The organism is Sulfurimonas sp. (assembly GCF_041583195.1).
Lineage (GTDB): Bacteria > Campylobacterota > Campylobacteria > Campylobacterales > Sulfurimonadaceae > Sulfurimonas.
In genome coordinates, this window is the sequence record NZ_JBFHGL010000003.1 from 206,450 (window position 1) to 225,386 (window position 18,937).

General features: G+C 33.5%; 13 protein-coding genes. 4 read left to right on the forward strand and 9 right to left on the reverse strand.

All coding sequences use genetic code 11. The annotated features are described in order from the left end of the window. Window positions 1-29: 29 nt before the first annotated feature. Window positions 30-974: an endolytic transglycosylase MltG gene (mltG, locus tag ABZA65_RS04450; RefSeq protein ID WP_373071026.1), complete on the reverse strand. Its 945-nt coding sequence runs from the start codon at window positions 972-974 to the stop codon at window positions 30-32. Here mltG and ABZA65_RS04455 point away from each other — a divergent pair. After that, complete coding sequence (locus ABZA65_RS04455; RefSeq protein ID WP_373071028.1) at window positions 904-4,044, forward strand: AsmA-like C-terminal domain-containing protein; 3,141 nt, start codon at window positions 904-906, stop codon at window positions 4,042-4,044. The genes mltG and ABZA65_RS04455 overlap by 71 nt on opposite strands. 8 nt (window positions 4,045-4,052) lie before the next feature. Here ABZA65_RS04455 and ABZA65_RS04460 read toward each other — a convergent pair whose 3' ends face one another. Together ABZA65_RS04460 and secA are read right to left on the reverse strand one after the other, a co-directional pair. Beyond that, window positions 4,053-5,255 (reverse strand): FtsX-like permease family protein, encoded by a 1,203-nt coding sequence (locus ABZA65_RS04460; RefSeq protein ID WP_373071030.1) that lies wholly within the window; start codon window positions 5,253-5,255, stop codon window positions 4,053-4,055. After that, window positions 5,252-7,828, reverse strand: a complete 2,577-nt coding sequence (secA, locus tag ABZA65_RS04465; protein WP_373071032.1) for a preprotein translocase subunit SecA — start codon at window positions 7,826-7,828, stop codon at window positions 5,252-5,254. The genes ABZA65_RS04460 and secA overlap by 4 nt, the downstream gene beginning before the upstream one ends. Before the next feature lie 175 nt (window positions 7,829-8,003). Between secA and lolA the strand changes: the two genes are divergently transcribed. After that, a complete protein-coding gene (gene lolA / locus ABZA65_RS04470) occupies window positions 8,004-8,519 on the forward strand; it encodes a LolA-like outer membrane lipoprotein chaperone (protein WP_373071034.1) in 516 nt (171 codons plus the stop codon). On the opposite strand, the gene ABZA65_RS04475 is transcribed toward lolA, so the two are convergent. From ABZA65_RS04475 to ABZA65_RS04485, 3 genes are all read right to left on the reverse strand, one after another. Next, complete coding sequence (locus tag ABZA65_RS04475) at window positions 8,516-8,830, reverse strand: DUF3817 domain-containing protein (protein WP_373071036.1); 315 nt, start codon at window positions 8,828-8,830, stop codon at window positions 8,516-8,518. The two genes, lolA and ABZA65_RS04475, sit on opposite strands and share 4 nt — an antisense overlap. A 103-nt stretch (window positions 8,831-8,933) precedes the next feature. Next, entirely contained in the window at window positions 8,934-11,501 is a 2,568-nt protein-coding gene (locus ABZA65_RS04480; protein WP_373071038.1) for a bifunctional aconitate hydratase 2/2-methylisocitrate dehydratase, read from the reverse strand. Between the two features lie 121 nt (window positions 11,502-11,622). Further along, window positions 11,623-11,940 carry a hypothetical protein gene (locus ABZA65_RS04485; RefSeq protein ID WP_373071040.1) on the reverse strand — a complete coding sequence of 106 codons (318 nt, stop codon included), beginning with the start codon at window positions 11,938-11,940 and terminating at the stop codon, window positions 11,623-11,625. A 205-nt stretch (window positions 11,941-12,145) separates the two neighbouring features. Here ABZA65_RS04485 and ABZA65_RS04490 point away from each other — a divergent pair, with 205 nt between their 5' ends. Both ABZA65_RS04490 and ABZA65_RS04495 read left to right on the forward strand, forming a co-directional pair. After that, on the forward strand, window positions 12,146-13,375 hold the full coding sequence (locus tag ABZA65_RS04490; protein ID WP_373071042.1) for a nodulation protein NfeD: 1,230 nt from the start codon (window positions 12,146-12,148) through the stop codon (window positions 13,373-13,375). A gap of 3 nt (window positions 13,376-13,378) precedes the next feature. Next, entirely contained in the window at window positions 13,379-14,131 is a 753-nt protein-coding gene (locus ABZA65_RS04495) for a slipin family protein (protein ID WP_373071044.1), read from the forward strand. On the opposite strand, the gene ABZA65_RS04500 is transcribed toward ABZA65_RS04495, so the two are convergent. From ABZA65_RS04500 to ABZA65_RS04510, 3 genes are read right to left on the reverse strand one after another with little or no spacing between them, the layout of a single operon-like run. Further along, on the reverse strand, window positions 14,128-14,520 hold the full coding sequence (locus ABZA65_RS04500) for a putative quorum-sensing-regulated virulence factor (RefSeq protein ID WP_373071046.1): 393 nt from the start codon (window positions 14,518-14,520) through the stop codon (window positions 14,128-14,130). The genes ABZA65_RS04495 and ABZA65_RS04500 overlap by 4 nt on opposite strands. Next, window positions 14,520-16,754 (reverse strand): DNA translocase FtsK, encoded by a 2,235-nt coding sequence (locus ABZA65_RS04505; protein WP_373071048.1) that lies wholly within the window; start codon window positions 16,752-16,754, stop codon window positions 14,520-14,522. The genes ABZA65_RS04500 and ABZA65_RS04505 overlap by 1 nt, the downstream gene beginning before the upstream one ends. Window positions 16,755-16,814: 60 nt before the next feature. After that, window positions 16,815-18,926: a flagellar biosynthesis protein FlgL gene (locus tag ABZA65_RS04510; protein WP_373071050.1), complete on the reverse strand. Its 2,112-nt coding sequence runs from the start codon at window positions 18,924-18,926 to the stop codon at window positions 16,815-16,817. Between the last annotated feature and the right edge of the window lie 11 nt (window positions 18,927-18,937).

The following is an 18,937-nucleotide window of genomic DNA, read 5'->3' on the forward strand; positions in this document are numbered from 1 at the left end:
GAAAGTTGAATATATTTATACAAGTTGTTTCACTTAGTAACACGCTTTATGTTGCGTAAATGTGTAGAATAGTTACACGAGAAATCATGAGTACCGCTCTTTGATTTCATGAAATAGAGGTAATCTGTTTGTGCTGGAAACACTGCTGCCCTTATAGCATCAAAGCCTACATTACATACTGGAATACTCGGTATACCTTTGTGTTTATAGGTATTATATATAGTATTGTCATTTCTAATACGTTTTGGTGAAACCTTCATATGAGAATATTCTCCATAGTTCAAAGTACCATCCATTTGAAGCTTCATACCTTTTTTTATTCTGTTATAAATAACAGATGAAACAAGAGGCATCTCTTCATTATTTGCAGATTCTTTTTGAATTACAGATGCAACTGCTACAAAATGAAACCATTTTTTTTCATTAAAGGAACCAAAAAGTTTATTTGATAGCTTAATCATCTGCTTTTTCGATTCATTTAAAAGAAGTTTTACAAGCATCTCTTCATTAATGCCTATGGGTATTTTATAAGTATCAGGAACAAATGCACCCTCTTCTATAGGAGTGTATTTATCATACATTATTTGTAGTTTATTTCTGTCAAGGTTTAAATTAGAAGCTAATTGGTTTAAAAATATATACGTGGTTTCACCGGGAATAAGTGTAATGTTTCTAAGAGCTGCTTTTGCACTAGTTAATTTATATAAAAAATCAGCCCTTCGAAGTTTCTCATCTTTAATATCAATCCATCCGCTTTGAGGGGAGCCAATAACTCTAAGTAACAAAGAGTCAAGTTTAGACATATCGTAATTATTTTGTGACAAATGTGTTATAATCTTATTTATTGAACCATTTGGAATATAAACAACTTTTTTTGAATAAACAGGCTGACTTAGGTAATAAATGAAAGACACACTTATAATTAATAGTATTTCTAAAATATATTTTAGTATTGTTAGCTTTTTTATCTTCATCTTATTGACACTTTCCGTAACATATTTCTTTTTAAACTCTGGGATTAGTTTTCAAAATATTAGTTTTAATTCTGTAAGAATAGACAAATTATACATAAAATGGGATGAAAAATTAAATATTTATATAAAAGAGCTTAATATTTCAGATGACGATTCCCCTTCTGCTTTTAAGATTAAACCTATAAGTATTGTCGAATACCTAAATAAAACAATATATATACCAATGCTTACTAAATCATTCATAGTTGAAAAACTTAACTATAAGGATATGAGTGGTAGTTTCAAGTTTAAAGATAAAGATGGAGGTAACTTTAAATTAACATCTGAGAATATGGTTATTGATGCAGATATACATTCAAACCAAAACTATTTGAATATAGAGTTAAAACAGTTTGAAAATAAAGATATTAACTTAAGTATAAGCGGTAACTTTTTAGTTGATGATCAAAACAAGATGTTATATCTGAACTCCAATATATCTTTAAAAAATGATCTTTCATTAAATATAAGTGCTAAATCAAGCGCAGAAAGATTAGTCTATGCTATTAATTCAAATAAAAGTATCCCAAGTACGAGCAACATAGTTTCTTTATTTGATATAGATTTTAAATATTGGGTAGATACTGCTATAGATATGAAAAACCTTGATATTAAACAGGCTTACGGTTTTATAGAGTATAAAGAAATAGATAATGCTTATAAAAACTTTTATGCTTACATGGTTGCGAACGAATTAAACTATACATATGATCAAAACCTTGATTCCATAAAAACAGAGTATACAGACTTAGTCTTTAAAGACGGTACCTTATATATATTGCCATATGAGTCAAAAACATATAGTTTTGGTCTCGATGCAAGCTGGTTAAATATAGATTTTACTAAGCCAAACACTATGCTAATGCTTCATCTTTTGTTTGACGGCTCTGTTGATACAGACTTAAAAAATCTATTAGAGCATTACAAAATCAAACTTCCTTTCATCCAAAACAGCGGTTACATGGACACCAACCTGATCTTAAATATAAACCTGGCAAATTCGGAAGTTGATGCAAAAGGTGAGTTTTTTACCAATGAGGCAAATTTTAATTACCTTGGACTTGATCTTGATCTAACTGACACATTTGTAAAACTGGATAATTTTGACGTAGAGATTCCAAGAATGAAAGCCAAGTATAAAGATATTGCCCAGAGCAGGCTTTATGGAAAATTAGATTTAAAAAACTCCAAAGGATATTTAAGTTTTGATTTTTCAAAAATATATTTTTCTGACGAATTTTATCTGGATTCTCAGGAAAAACATCTAAAAGCAAGATATATTATAGGCTCTAAAAAAGATGAAATAAATATAGATAGTTCAGACTGGTTTGTATTAAATAAAAAATCTAAGCTTCAAAAGCTAGAGATCCCTTTTAATTTGGATTCATTAACTGCAAAAATACCTACAACGGAACTTTCTTCAGAGGATATTCATGCCTATATTTCAGGTGAAGCAGACTTTAATAAATCTATATATAACCTAGACTTGGATTTAACTAAATTCAATTACTCAGATATAGAGCTTGATCAGTCGGTTGTAGACCTTAAATTAAGATACCGTGACAATGAATTAAATATATCATCAAGTGATTCAATAAGCCTCTACCACAAAAAACAAAAGATCAAACTTGAAAACCCAAGTATTCTTTACAAAGATAGTTCAATACGTATAGATAAAACGAATATGGAGTTTGACAATTTTTTTACCTCTAATTTTGATTTTATATACTTTTTTGATTCAGAAGAGGGTTTTTTCAGCCTGAACAAATTTAAATTTACAAATAACGATCTTCAAAAAATGTTTAACATAGATAAAAAAATAGATTTCAAAATCAAAAAAGCAAATGATCAGTATATGGCAAATGCTTCTAGTTTAAATATGTCTGCTTTCTCTTCAGATAAAGAGTGGGTAATAGCTTTTAACTCACTTGATAAACTAAAACAGTTCTCACCTCTATTAAATAAATATAACGTAGACAAAGGAACTTTTTCTATATATAAGCGAACAGGTGAGGACAATATTAGGTTCTTAGCAAAACTTGATTATAAATACAAAATATTGTCTGAGTACAACAAACCTGTTACAAAGTATGTAATAAACGGTATATCGCATAAAGACAATAAAACATATATATCAATCAACGATAAAATAAATATAGATATTCAAAACTCTAATGTATCTATAAAAGGTTCCAACGTAGGGATAGATATAAATGAGGTTATAAAACTGGTTAACGATATAGATTCTAAAACAAAAAAAGGTTCTTCAAACTACAGTTTATCTGCACATTTTGATAAATCATATATATATTTAAGTGATACAAGAAGAGTTATATCCGATACAATAAACCTTCAGTATCTAAATAAGATCACGACTGCACAATTAAAATACGCTAACGGTGAAGCAGGTTTTAAATATAAAAATAAAAAGTTTCATCTCTACGGCACAGGGTTTAATGATAAATTCATGGAGAATTTGTTTTCTATGTCTAAATTTAACGGTGGAAATTTAGACTTTTCCGTAAATGGAGATACAGATGATTTCTCAGGTGTAGTTTTTGTAAAAGATACGAAAATTAAAGAGTTCAAACTTTTAAACAATGTTTTAGCCTTTGTAAACACTATACCATCGTTGGTTACATTTTCACTTCCGTCATACAACTCTAAAGGTCTTCATGCTAAAACAGCATATATGATGTTTACACATAAAAACCATATATATAATGTAAGTGATGTTTATTTGGAGTCTGACGAATTAGATATATTGGGTCATGGTGCGCTAAGCATAAAAGACAACTTTATAGACATGGAACTAAATCTAAAAACAGATCTGGGCAGCGCTGCTTCTAAAATACCTGTAGTTGGATATATTTTATTTAATAAAGACTCTATCTCTACAACTGTAAAAGTAGATGGAAAACTAGATGATCCAAATATAGATTCAATGCTTGCAAAAGAGATCATAGTAGCGCCAGTTAATATAATTAAAAGAACGCTGCTATTGCCGTTTAGTATATTTTCGGATGATTAATATAAGTTCTATTCGTTTCTAAGAACTGTTAGTATATCTACTTCACTTGCTTTTTTAGCTGGATAATAAGATGACGCTATCACAATTACAAATGCGCCAGTTATAATCATAAAAAAGTCTTTAGGACTTAGATCAAGTGGTAAAGTCGTTGTAGGGTAAACATCTTTTGGTAGTGAAACAATATCAAAAGTTGAGAGTATCCATAAACCGCTAAAACCAAATACTACCCCTGCTAAAATTCCGCTTATTCCAATAACAATGCCAAGGTATAAAAATATCTTCTTGATCTCACCCCTTGTAGTTCCCAAGGACATAAGAAGTGCTATATCGCTTCTTCTATTCATTACAGTCATCAGAAGTGAAGATATAATATTAATAGCTGCAATAAGGATGATAAGCATCAACACAATGAACAAAGAAACTTTTTCAAGCTCCAGAGCTGCAAAAAAGTTCACATTATCCTGCCACCACCCTTTTACAGATGCATTAGGTGGTAAAACTTCCTGTATTCTTTTAATATCTTCGTGAGGATTTGATGAAAATATATGTATACCGTCGTACTGATTTGATGGTATTCTTAAAAGTTTTTGCATTGACTCCAAGCTTGTGTAGCTATACGCTTTATCATAGGCTGTTAGTCCTGAATCAAATACCCCTTTAACATCAAAACGTTTTATTCTTGGTGTTACAGTAAGTCCACCAGGTTCGGCATTTGTAAAAATGTACATAAGTTTATCATTTATATAAAGATCAAATTCATCTTTTAAACTTTTACCTACAAGTACATCAAATTTGCCTATATTTGCACTCTCAATAGCTTTTGCAACTATATTATTAACTTTAGCTTCATCCTCAAAGTTTACACCGAATATATATCCGCCTTCAAGTTTAGAACCGCTTCTTGCCATTACAGCTGATTGAACATATGGGCTAAATTTTAAATCAGGAAACTTTGCTTGCAGTTCTGTAAGAAGGTCTTCATTCGTAGCACCGTAAAATTTAGGTAATACGGTTAATGGATAATTCATAATAGTAAGTTTCTTTTTAAACTCACCGTCAAACCCATTCATAAGTGCCATAGCTATGATTAAAACCATTACACCGAGTGATATTCCTAAAAATGCAAGCATTGCAGATAAAAAGATAAATGGCTGATCTTTATCAAACCTAAGAAATCTTTTTACCAAGTAAGGTATTAGTTTATTTTTCAAGAAGCAAATACACCTTTTTTAGGTCCACTTTTGCCACAGCATTGTTTATACTTTTTACCGCTTCCACAAGGACAAGGCTCATTTCTAGCAGGTTTTTTAGCTGAAATTTCTGGCTCATCTTCTTGAGTGCTTAATTGTCTGGCAGCTTCATTTGCTTTTCTTTCAAGCTCAAGCTGCTGTGCCATTCTTTTTGCTTCATCTTCAGCAGATTCTACTCTAAATTGAATTATTTGAAGAGTTTTAATAGTATTGAACTTAATATCGTTAATTAATTCACTGAAAAGATTATAACTCTCTTTTTTATACTCAACTAACGGATCTTTTTGGTTGTACGCACGTAAACGGATACCTGTTTTCATATTATCCATAGCATATAAGTGTTCACGCCATGCAGAATCTAACTCTTTTAAATAAAGCTCGCGTGCAACTTCACTTTGGATATCAGCTTCTAGTACACCCATTTTATCATCGTATGATTTTTTAATATCTGTATTTACTTTTTCTAACAGATCTTCATAATCAAGGTCTGCTAATGATTCCATACTAAGATCCATATTGATCTCTTCTTTTATGTGTTTAGTCAGTTTTTCCAGATTAAAATCTTCTCTTGCAGAACCTTCAAATATATCTGCTTGGTAGAATAGATTTTGAACATACTCATATCTAAGCTCATTGATTTTTGCAAATATATCAAATTCAGGATCAAGAAGTTGATTTCTAAACTTGTAAACAATTTTTCTCTGCTCATTTGCAACATCATCGTATTCAACAATTTGTTTACGACCTTCGTAGTGCATGTTTTCAACTTTTTTCTGAGCTTTCTCAACAGCACGTGTAACCATTTTAGACTCTATATATTCACCGTCTTCAACACCAAGTCTTTCCATAATAGTCTTAATCTTGTCACTTCCAAATATGCGAAGGAGATTATCTTCAAGTGAAAGGTAAAACTGTGTAGTACCTGCATCACCCTGACGACCTGAACGTCCACGAAGCTGATTATCAATACGACGGTTTTCATGTCTCTCTGTACCTATTATGTATAGACCTCCAAGAGCTTTTACTTCATCACTTACTTTAATATCAACACCACGACCGGCCATATTAGTAGCAATAGTTACAGCACCCTTAGCACCTGCATTTTTAATGATCTCACCCTCTTGTTCGTGGTTTTTAGCATTTAAAACAGTATGAGCAATCTTCTCTTTTTTAAGTACTTCGTGTAAAACTTCTGATTTTTCAATCGATGCAGTACCAATTAAAACAGGTTGTCCTGTTTTTTGAAGCTCTTTAACCTTTTTAATTACGGCTGAGAACTTTTCCCCTTCAGTTTTGTAAATCAAATCATTCAAATCTTGACGTGAAATAGGAATATTTGTAGGAATCGAAACAACATCAAGTTTATAAATTTGCGCGAACTCTGTAGCTTCTGTCTCTGCAGTACCTGTCATACCTGCTAACTTATCATACATTCTAAAGTAGTTTTGGAAAGTAATATCTGCTAAAGTCTGAGTTTCCTCTTTTACTTCAACACCCTCTTTTGCCTCTAGTGCCTGATGTAACCCCTCAGAGAAACGGCGCCCTTCACTTAAACGACCTGTAAACTCATCAACAATTACAACTTCACCGTCATTAACAACATAGTCTACATCTTTTTCAAACAGGTAGTTTGCTTTAAGTGCTTGATCAAGTGCATGAGGAAGTGATGAATTTTCTGGAGAGTAAAGGTTTTCAACTTCAAACAGCTCTTCAGCCTTTGTAATACCCTCTTCCGTAATTAGAACAACTTTATCTTTTTCATCAACAGTAAAATGCTCATCTTTTGTCATTTTATTTGCAATGTTGTTAGCTATGTGGTAATCATCCATAGATTTATTTACAGGACCTGAGATAATTAAAGGTGTTCTAGCTTCATCAATTAAAATAGAGTCAACTTCATCAACTATAACAAAGTTATGTCCTTTCTTTTGAACCATTTGATCTTTTGAGTAGCTCATATTATCACGAAGATAATCAAAACCAAACTCATTATTTGTACCATATGTAATATCTGCTTCGTATGCTTTGCTTTTTACTTCTGGATCATACATATCTTCTAAAAGGATTCCTACGCTGAAACCTAAGAATTCATATAAAGCACTCATTTGTGTACCATCACGCTTAGCAAGGTAATCATTAACTGTAACTAGATGTACACCTTTTCCACTGATTGCGTTTAATACAATAGCCAGAGTTGCAACAAGTGTCTTACCCTCACCTGTTTTCATCTCAGCGATTCTACCCTCATGTAGAACCATACCACCTATTAGCTGAACATCAAAATGACGCATGCCTAAAGTTCTAACACCGGCTTCTCTTGTAATAGCAAAAGAATCTACTAATACATCATCTAAAGTTTTTTCACCACTTTGAACGCTTTGCTTAAGCTCATTAAAACTGTTTTTTAACTCTTCATCGCTTAATTGTTTATACTTTTCTTCTAGGGAGTTTATTAATTTTACTCTTTTGTTATATTTTTTTAATTCACGATCATTGGAAGTTCCAAAAATCTTACCCATAAATGCTTGTAGCATCTTCAACCTTATGAAAAGCTACTATATAGTAAATTATATAGTGCTAAGAAATTGGGATTATTTTATCATAGTAAAAATAATAAAAGGCATAAATTAATAACAATAAGCATATATGTTTAATATTAATTAATATGTAAATAGCTACTTGTGTATAATTTTGCAAAAAAGAGGTTTTATGAGATTATTATTTATTTTTGCACTAATTCTAAACTATGCCAATGCTTCACTACTTGATATAAGTTCATTTGAAGCAGATTTTACACAAACTATTACAGACGAAAAAAATAAAGTTTTAAAGTATAAAGGGCATATATTAGCCTCTAAACCAGACAATGCATCATGGAACTATGTATCCCCTATTGAAAAACAAGTTTTTATAAGTAAATATGAGGCTACAATCGTTGAACCAGAGATTGAACAGGTTATTATAAGAAGAATAAGCAGTGAATTTGATTTCTTTCATTTAGTACAAACTGCAAAAGAGATTTCTAAAGATAATTACGTCACTGTATATAACAATACAAAATACAGTATAAAAACAAATAATGGGCTTGTTGAATCTATATATTTTTTAGATCAGTTTGAAAACAAAGTTAAAATTGTTTTTTCTGCTCAGAGACAAAACCACAAGATAGATAAAGATAGATTTATCCCTAAGTATCCTATCGATTTTGATATTATAAGAGATTAGGATTTAACTTTAACAGATTTTTCCTCTGCGATAATTTCACGAAGGCTTTTGTCTGTAAAAAATGTTCCAAACGGTATAAAAGAAGCTATAAATATTTTAGCACCTTCATTTTGAGAGATACGCTGTTCAAAAAAAGTTTGAAGTAATAATCCAAACAGCGCTATAAAAAATATACCGTGTGTCATACCAACAATTTTTACATATGTAGGATCTCCCCATACATACTTAAGAGGCATAGCTATAAAAAGAAGTACCAACCATGATGCACCCTCAGCTAAAGCCGAATATCTTAAAAATTCTAATTTAGACAAAACATTTTCCTTTTAATCAAGTATTTGATTCGTTTTTAATTTTTATTATGGGGAATTATATTATAAAGAGGTTAACAACGCAAAATGCGCTGTTAAAATGGTTTTATTTAACCATTGCAGACAGTTCTTCTTGAGAAACTGTATTGAAGTTTAGGTATTTATAAACTGAATCAGTCATATCTGGAGTAATTTTTCCAGCAACTATTTCTAAATACTCAGCAGGAGTCGGTAACTCACCTTTAAGTGCAACAACTGCAGCAAGCTCAGCAGAACCAAGGTAAACCTGGCTTCCTTTACCAAGACGGTTATCAAAGTTACGAGTTGATGTAGAGAATACGTATGCACCTTGACCAACTTGAGCTTGGTTACCCATACATAGTGAACAACCAGGGATCTCTGTACGAGCTCCAGCCATACCAAATACAGAGTAATAACCCTCTTCAGTAAGTTGTTTCTCATCCATTTTAGTAGGAGGACAGATCCATAGTTTATTTTTAACTACACCCTCACCTTTTAAGATCTCACCAAGTGCACGGAAAAGACCTATATTAGTCATACATGAACCAACGAATACTTCATCGATCTTAGTATGTAAACCAGCTTCACGAATCTCTGTTAAAGTTTTAACATCATCCGGATCGTTTGGACAAGCAAGAATTGGCTCTTTGATTTGATCCATATCGATCTCGATAACAGCTGCATATTCTGCATCTTTATCAGCTTCTAGAAGCTCTGGATTAGCGATCCAGTCTTTCATTTTGTCACGTCTACGAGCTAGTGTAGCTGCATCTTCGTAACCTTGCTCGATTAACTCATCGATTAGAGCGATGTTTGAGCTTAGGTATTCAATGATAGGTTCTTTGTTTAACTTAACAGTACAAGCTGCAGCTGAACGCTCAGCAGATGCATCAGAAAGCTCAAACGCTTGCTCACATTTAAGGTCTTCTAAACCTTCGATCTCTAAAACACGACCAGCAAAGATATTTTTCTTACCAGCTTTTTCAACAGTTAATAAACCGTCTTTAATAGCTTGGTGAGGAATAGCATTAACCATATCACGTAAAGTAATACCCGGTTGCATTTTACCTTTAAATCTTACAAGAACAGACTCTGGCATAGTAAGCGGCATCATACCAGTTACACCAGCGAATGCTACAAGACCAGATCCTGCAGGGAAAGATATACCGATTGGGAAACGAGTATGTGAATCTCCACCTGTACCTACAGTATCAGGAAGACAAAGTCTGTTTAACCATGAGTGGATAACACCATCACCTGGGCGAAGGATGAAACCTTTTCTTGAAGTCCAGAACTCTGGTAAAGTGTGCTGTAATTTAATATCAGCTGGTTTTGGATATGCAGCTGTGTGACAGAACGATTGCATAGTCATATCAGCACCAAAGCTAAGTGCTGCAAGCTCTTTAATCTCATCACGAGTCATTGGACCAGTTGTATCTTGAGAACCAACTGTAGTAGCTACAGGCTCACAGTAAACACCAGGCTTAACACCTTCAATACCACATGCTTTACCAACCATTTTTTGAGCTAATGTATAACCTTTACCGTTATCAGCAGGTTGTGCAGGAGCCATAAATAGATCAGTTGGAGCCATACCAAGAGCTTCTCTAGCTTTAGTAGTTAAACCTTTACCGATAATTAGTGGAATACGACCACCTGCTCTCATCTCATCAGGAAGAGTGTTAGGAGAAATCTCAAATGTAGAAACTACAGAACCGTCTTTAACGATCTCACCATCAAAAGGTTTAACAGTAATAACATCACCAGTCTCTAATGCATCAACTGGAGCTTGAATTGGTAAACATCCTGAATCTTCTGCAGTGTTGAAGAAAATTGGAGCGATAATTGAACCAATTACTACACCGCCAGTTCTTTTGTTAGGAATACCAGGAATATCTTGACCCATGTGCCATTGAACAGAGTTAATACCTGATTTTCTAGATGAACCAGTACCTACAACATCACCAACGTATGCTAAAGGATGACCTTTTTCTTTTAAACTAGCCATAGTTTCTAATGGGTTCTCCATACGAGCACCAAGCATAGAGTTAGCATGTAAAGGGATATCAGCACGTGTAAACGCTTCTGAAGCAGGTGAAAGATCATCAGTATTAGTTTCACCAGGAATTTTGTAAACTGTTACAGTGATCTCTTTTTCTAGTTCAGGTTTATTTGTAAACCACTCACCGTTAGCCCAAGATTCTACAACCTCTTTAGCTTTAGCATTTCCAGCATCCATTAATGCTTTTACATCATTAAATGCATCATATACTAGGATTGTATTTTTTAACTGCTCTGCTGCAGTATTCGCAACATCACCATCTATTTTAAGTGCTTCAACAAGTGGAGTTACATTAAATCCACCAAGCATTTTTCCTAAAATTTCACATGCTTTTACAGCATCGATAGCATCACATTTAGTGTTACCTTGTACTACATCATTTAAAAATGCAGCTTTTACATAGGCAGCGTCATCAACACCTGCAGGAATTTTATTTTCAAAAATATCCATTGCATAGTCTTGTTCTACAATTGGTGAGGCTTTTAATAGTTCAACAAGTTCAGCTGTTTGCTCAGCTGTTAGCGCTAATGGTGGTACACCAAGAGCAGCTCTCTCTTCTGTATGTGCTTTATAGTCATTTAAAAATGCCATAGTTAACCCTTAAGTTTAAATTTGAAAAATTATAACCTAATAAAATCTCCGTTTAACACTCACGTTACTAAAAGTTACATAATTAATGCATAATTTTTCAATAATGTTTACTTAGGTAACACTATTTGCCGCCTTTTAAGCTTATGGAGCTTTTTACCTGTAATAATTTCTCTTCAAACCATTTAGTTTTGTCTATATTTGGAAACACTTCTAGCATAATTTGAAGCGGTGTATCGTTCCAAGAGTTACTATCTGAAGAAAATGTCCACCCAAGTTCACTTATAACGTATGAAAAAATCTGATCAACAACTTTATACGAAGACTCTATGGCTTCTTTGTCGTTATCTTTTTCATTCTTTATCACTGATTTAACCAGTTGCTTTCTTATATCTCTGCTGTAAGTATCTTTAATTGTTTTTATAATCTCTTCATTTTTCATCTAACTTCCTAAAAAATATTAATAACGAATTATACATAATTACATTCTTGTAAAACCTTCAACTTGACTTTAACTATCTATCTTAGTATGATTGTCTTTTATTAAGTTTTTTAATATTTATATACATAGGTGGACGAATATGTTACGTTTACTCTTATTTTTACTTCTAATAACCATACCTCTCTTTAGTAATACCCCTGTAATAATGAAATTTAGTATTGACGGAGCAATAGGCCCTGCTAGCAGCAACTACGTAAAAGAGGTAATGGCTTCTGCAAAAAAACAAAATGCAAATATAATACTTTTAGAGCTAAATACACCAGGTGGATTATCTACATCTATGAGAGAGATAATACAAGAGATTCTTAGTTCTAATATCCCTGTCGTAACTTATGTATATCCAAAAGGATCACGTGCTGCAAGTGCTGGTACTTATATACTTTATGCTTCACATGTTGCAGCAATGTCTCCAGGAACAAACCTTGGTGCAGCTACGCCTGTTAATATGATGCCCTCTTCTGAGCAAGCTGATTCAAATGCGTCTAAAACATCTACACTGGAGAAAAAAGCTATTAATGACTCTATGGCATATATAAAAAGTCTAGCTCAAATAAACGATCGTAATGTTTCTTGGGCACTAGAAGCTGTAAAAGAGTCCAAGAGTCTCTCCGCTAAAGATGCACTAAAAAACAATGTTATAGACCTAATAGCTGAGGATACGGATGATTTAATTCATAAACTTAATGGCATGAGCGTTAAAGTATCAGATAAAAATATAACACTAAAAACAGACAATGCGACCATTATAACTTTTGAAGCAGATTTTAAAACGCGTTTTCTATCAATAGTAAGTGATCCGAATATGGCGTATATGTTTCTTTTAATTGCCATATACGGTATATTTTTTGAGTTAATGAATCCTGGAGCGATAGTTCCAGGCGTTGTTGGTGCTATATCTGCAGTAATAGCACTATATTCACTAAATATACTTCCTTTTAACTACGCAGGTCTTCTTTTAATACTGCTTGGCATAAGCTTTATGATTGCAGAAGTGCTTGTTGCAGGATTTGGAGTGCTGGGTATTGGCGGTGTTATATCTTTTGCTTTTGGTTCGGTTCTGTTGTTTGATGCTCAAACACTTGGAAGCAGTGTATCTATACCCCTAGTAATATCTTTCACATTGGTCAGCTTAGCTTTTTTTATATTTGTTATGAAACTATTTATAGGTTCAAGGTCTGCAAAAATTGTAAGCGGTATAGAGGAGATGATTGGCAGTATGGCAGAAGTGACAGATGTCAAAGGAGATAAATACTACGTTCATTGTCACGGTGAAACATGGAGTGCAAAAAGCCAAAGTAAATTAAGTGTTGGGCAAATGGTTGAGATTTTAAATATCTCAGACCTTATACTTGAAGTTAAACCAATTAAGGAGTAAAAGATGTATTTTGATGTACCTGCAACAGGGATGTATATAACTGTTTTTATTATCATATTATTAGCGATGTCTATTCGTATACTAAGAGAGTATGAAAGAGGCGTCGTTTTTACACTTGGGCGTTTTACAGGCATAAAAGGTCCCGGATTAATAATTTTGATCCCTTATGTTCAACAAATGGTTAGAGTTGATCTACGTACTATAGTTTTGGATGTACCTACACAAGATGTTATCTCACATGATAATGTTTCCGTTCATGTAAATGCCGTAGTATATTTTCGTGTAATTGACGCCGAGAAGGCCATTATTCAAGTGGAAGATTTTTATTCAGCGACAAGCCAGCTTGCCCAAACAACTTTGCGTTCTGTTTTAGGTGGACATGAGCTAGATGAGATGTTGGCAGAGCGTGAAAAGCTAAATGCAGATATACAAGAGATCTTAGATAAACAAACAGATGCATGGGGGATTAAGATATCTAATGTTGAGATCAAACATATAGACCTTGATGAGAGCATGATACGCGCTATTGCAAAACAAGCTGAAGCTGAGCGTCAACGTCGTGCAAAAGTGATCAATTCAAAAGGTGAGCTAGAAGCTAGTAAAAATCTTCTTGAGGCTTCAGAGATACTATCTAAAAACGACTTGGGTATACAGCTTAGATATCTTCAGACAATGAGTGATATATCAAGTGATAAAACTAATACAATAGTTTTCCCTTTTCCTGCAGAGTTTAGCAAGTTTTTTAAAGCGCCTTAGAGTTTGCGTCTGGATATCTCTGCTAAAAAGATATCTTTCTGCTCGCCGTGATAATTATTTTTTAGCCATAAAAGATAAGAATCAGGCAGATCAGACACAGGCATACCTTTATACTGTCCAAAACCAACCCTAGCTACTTCTTTAAATTGTTTTCTGTTTTCTTCGCATGTAGCTTCTATTTTTAATTCGTTTATCAATTTAAAAAAGTCATCATATTCAAGAGTTTTTTGGATAGTAAAACTGTAATTATTAAAATCAAACATACCATTTCTAAAAGATACGAAATGTTGCAGCTCTTTTATCTGCTCCACGCTTAGCTCTTCAAGATTTGGTATATCAACTTTATATGAGTTTTTATATCTGGTAAAAACAAGCTGAGCTTTAGGCATTAAAGGATCTCTCTCATACCTTTTGTATTTGGAGCTGAAAGAATACCCTCTCCTTCAAGCTGTTCTATAATTCTAGCTGAGCGGTTATAACCAACCTGCAGCTTTCTTTGAAGATAAGATATAGATGTCTTTCTATCAGTAAGAACTACGCGCTTCGCTTCTTCAAACAACTCATCTAACTCTTCATAACTATCACTAGCAGAGCCAGATGCACCCTCTTCTTCCTCTATTAAAAAGCTTTTGTCGTAGTTAGGCTCTCTTTGAGCTTTTATAAACTCTACGATCTCTTCGATCTCATCTTCTGTAGCCCAAGGTGCATGTAAACGTACAAGCGCAGGTGCACCAGGAGGAGTGAAAAGCATATCACCACGACCTAAAAGTGATTCTGCACCCATCTGATCTAAAATGATCTTAGAATCAACCTTCTGCCCTACTCTATATGATATACGAGAAGGTAGATTGGCTTTGATAAGCCCAGTTACAACATCAACACTCGGTCTTTGAGTAGCTACGATCAAGTGTATACCACAGGCACGTGATTTTTGCGCTAAACGTGCAATAGAGATTTCAACATCTTTACCGCTTGTCATCATAAGATCAGCAAGCTCATCAATAACCACAACAATAAAAGGAAAAGGCTCTCCGCCTGTCTTTTTCATCTTTTCATTGTAGTTCTCTATGTTTTTAGTACGAGTATCAGCCATAAGCTCATAACGTCTCTCCATCTCGTTAACCATATTGTTAAGAGCAACTATTGCCTGTTTTGGCTTAGTTATAACCGGTGTAAGAAGATGCGGAATATCGTTATATGTTGAAAATTCAAGCATTTTAGGATCGATCATTAAAAGTCTTAGCTGATCAGGTGAGTTCTTATATAAAAGTGAAAGGATCATAGCATTTATACCTACACTTTTACCACTACCAGTAGTACCAGCTATAAGCAAGTGTGGAAGCTTTTTAAGATCAGTCACAAAAGGTTTCCCTACGATATCTTTTCCAAGTGCGATCGTAAGAGATGATTTTGACTCTTTAAACAACTTATCATCTAAAATTTCACGTAAGTAAATTGTCTCGACAGTATCATTTGGTATCTCAATACCAACTACGTCTTTACCAGGGATTGGAGCTTGAATACGAATAGTCTCAGCTGATAACGCCATTGCCAAGTCATCTTGTAAATTTAATATCTTACTTACTTTTACGTTTGCTGCAGGTTTAAACTCAAAAGTTGAAACAACAGGTCCTGCATATGTACGAACTACATCACCCTCAATTTTAAAGTGTGCTAGTTTTTCTATTAGGTATTGGATCTTTTCATCAAGTTCACTCTCGTCAATACTCTTAGATTTTGTTTGAGGCTTTTGTAAAAAGTCTATTTTTGGAAGTTTAAAATTAGTAGGTTTTTCACTTGTACCTTTTTCTATCGTCTCTAACAGCTTTGTATTTTCTTCTAATTCATCTACAATTAGAGAATGCTTCTGTTCTTTGACTTTTGAAGCAAGTTCTACAATATTATGTGGTTTTTCAAAGCTCTCTTCTACTTTTATCTCATCTTTTTTTACAGTTTCTGGCTCATTTTTCTTAATAAGTCTGATTTTTGAGCTACTGTCTTCATCATTTTCGTCTTGTCTCATATAAGTTGGAGTCTCTATATCCCAAGGTGCTTCATCGTCCTCTACCAACTCATCATATAGTTCATCATACCTGTCTTCAATATATGAATCTTCAAGATCTTCTTTCACTTCATTAACTTGTTTTTCTATCTTTTTTTCTTGTTTTTTAGACTTGATAAAATCAGTAAATACATCTACTATCTCATGCATACCTTTATCTATAATGATTATTGTTGAAACAAGAAGGATAATCGCCCAAAATACCCATAAACCAAACAACCCTATGTAAGGTCTTAAAAAGTCTACAAAATCACCTGCAAATACACCTCTAAACTCTCCATCAATCACAATAGCCTGGAAAAGTAAAAAAGAGAAAAACATTAAAAAAGAAGAGATAACTATTTCTAGTTTTCTAAGATCAAGTGTTGTATCTTTGTAAAATTTATATAGAGGGATTAAAAAAACGAACAGATAAACATAAGATAAGTAACCGAAATATTTATGATTTAATGCGGCAAAAAAAGTTCCGTATTTCCCCATTAGGGAAACATCTCCTAAAATAGTGGCAAAACCTAGGTATATAAGTATTCCAAAAACAAGTATAAAAAGAGTTTCTTTCAAATAAACGACCTTTAAATATATTAAATAATTAAAGGAAGTATAGCCAAAAATGTTCCACTTTTATAGATAGTTAACTAGATTTAGCTTAGAAACTTTTCCTACTGTTGAGAGCATTGACTCATAGTTTATTGATAGCTGAGTTAGCATTAACGATGCTTCTGCCAAATCCGTATCAATTGTTTTAGAACGTAGTGTCATAGCACTTATTTCAAGTATTTCAGTACGCTCTAGTGAACTAGTTAAAGCATTAACTTGAGAACCAACCTTAGCGTGTGAACGTAATACATGATCTTGTAAGTCGTCTATCATTGCTATGGCGTCTTCAATACCAACACTTCTTGTAGTACCTATAGATGCATCTGCGTATAGCTTATGATCTTCGACAGCCGTTATCATCGTGTCTAGTACTTTAAAAAAGTCAGTTTTTGGATCTCTTACCTCTACTGCGTTATTTGAATTAAAAGACATAACTGATGAGTCAGCACCTACAGAGAAATCTCCACTGTTACTGTCAAAAAGTGAAATCTCAGTTAAAGTATTTGAAACGTTAAGCTGTTGGTACGAAATTTTTCCATCATAATCCATATGTATACTACTTACAAGATTTGATGATTCTATTGCTGTATCATAATCAGTATCTACATTAGTTGTAGCAGGAATCTGCCCTGATGTAACCATGTTTATAACATCAAGTAGTTGCTGATATGTCATTTCATCTGCAGGAACTGCTTTTCTACCTGCAGGGTCCATATCAAAAATATCGTAGTTTGTTATACCACCATCTAATGAAAATGTAGAACCTGCAGTATTTAGATCAATTTGAACATTTAGTGCTGCACCGTTTACGTCTACTCCAACCATTGAAAGCTGTGTACCATCTAATGTACCTGCTGTACCTTGAGTTAGATCTGCAACTTCAGATAGTTTAGTTGATTCTGTAGCAAAACCATTTCCATCACGAATAATTTGAGGAATTGTACCTTTTATATTTGCAGCATCTTTTTCAAAATAAGTTCTGTCATATGCTAATGCACTCACATTTAGTCCAGATACAGTGTTGTAATCAGACTTAACAAACTCTTTTACAAACAGTCCAGGAGGTGTCGCACCGATAACAAAGTTATTAAAAATAGTTTCTCCACCATCAAGGTTGTCTATTTGACCAACATTTGCACCATAAGCAGCAGCATCGTTAATATCTGCAAAGTCAGGTCCTGCTTCATCGAAGTCTGTTGCACCAACCATGTGAAACTCTAGTTTACTTGAACCCTGTCTTTTGTCTTCTATAACAATCTGACCATTAAGATTCATACTAATATCAACTACTGTAAGAGCATTTGTATTTCCGTATGCATTACCGATTTGATCCATTAGGTCTTGAACCGTATCTGTATCTGACATAAGTATCTCTTTATTAAAAGCTGTACCGTCACTTTTTACACCGCGAATATAAAAGTGGTGTTTAAGGTTAGCATTTGCTCCATCAGTATCACCCATTAGCTGTCTAATAGAATTGTCTGGAGTTATGTGAGTACCTTCAGTTACTTCAGTGTTACCTGGAGGGAAGCTTTGAACTAAGTTTTCATTTATTACATTAGTTGTTACACGTCTTCTTACTAAAGCTTTCTCACCTAAGAATAACTCTTCACCTGATATGTTGTACTGTTGCTCTGTTTTAGAACCCGTAAAAGAAGCCATAGAGCCACCGTTACCCATATATGTTCCATCGGGTGAAATTGGTCTAACGTCAACTGCTGATCCTGAAAACAGATACTGACCGTTAATAGATGTATTTGCTAGATTTTTAAAGTGTTCCTCAACAACTCTTAATTCATCTGCAATTGCATCCAGTGAACCGTCACTATGTATACCGTTAGCAGCGTTTATCATAAGGACACGCATACGATCCATAGTAGTTGTGAATTCATTTAAAACTTGGTCAGTCTGGTTAGCCATTTTAAAGCCACTCTCAGTACTTTGGATGATCTGTCCAAGACCTTCGATCTCATTATCAAGTCTCATTGTTTCTGCAAATTTTCTTACATCATTATGTGCATACTGAATGCTAAGACCACTTGCAATTTGTTTGTTTACATCAAAAAGTTTATTCTGAAGATTTGAATTATTCTTAGAATACAAACTTTTATAATACATACTTGATGAAATACGCATAACGCACCTCC